We start from the raw sequence: 895 nt of genomic DNA on the forward strand, positions 1-895 counted from the left end.
TGGCGGAGTTCCCCAAACCTTGGTTCCGGATAACCTAAAATCGGCAGTAATAAAAGCCAATCCCTATGAGCCTGAACTCAATCGTGCCCTGGAAGACTTTGCCAACCATTATGGCACTTCGGTCACTCCGGCACGTCCCAGAAGACCTCAGGACAAAGGTTTAGTGGAGAACCAGGTGAAGCTGATCTACAGCCGGGTGTATGCCAAGTTACGCAAGCTCACTTTCTTCGACCTTCCTTCTTTGAACAAAGCCATTGCCCAAAAGGTCAGGGAGCATAACCAGACCCGGATGCAGCAGAAGGATTACTGTAGGGAAGAAAAGTTCCTGGCCGATGAAAAACATACCCTGCAGCCTCTATCCGAAACAGCCTTCGAGATCAAATATTACAGGGAACATAAAGTGGCCAAGAATAATCATATCTACCTGGGAATGGACAAACACTATTACAGCGTTCCCTATACCTACATTGGCATGAAGGTCAAGGTCATCTACACCCGGTCGCTGGTGAGGATCTACCATAAAGCAGGCCTTATTGCCACGCATCCCAGGAACCACAAAAAAGCAGGTTATACCACCCGGAAGGAACACCTGTGTTCCCACCACCAGTATTATAAAGAGCGTAGCCCCACGTATTACCTGCAACGTGGGTATAACCACTCTGAAGAACTTTACCGGTACATGGAAGCCTTGTTCAAACAGGACAAATACCCCGAGCAGCTTTACAAAACCTGTGATGGTATACTGAACCTGTCCCGGAAAACCAATAGGGAAAGCTTTATTAAAGCCTGTAGCATTGCCCTGGACCATGGGCAGTATTCTTACCGGTTCTTAAAGCAGGTCCTGGAGAACCGGATGACCGACTATCAGGAAGAACCACAGATAAAATCCCTACCC

General features: G+C 48.0%; 1 protein-coding gene. It reads left to right on the forward strand.

Annotated features, from left to right (window positions below; translation table 11 throughout):
* Positions 1 to 895: Mu transposase domain-containing protein (locus tag IE056_RS18315; RefSeq protein ID WP_189606435.1), on the forward strand; the 895-nt coding region annotated here is incomplete at both ends.

The organism is Salinimicrobium marinum (assembly GCF_014651535.1).
Lineage (GTDB): Bacteria > Bacteroidota > Bacteroidia > Flavobacteriales > Flavobacteriaceae > Salinimicrobium > Salinimicrobium marinum.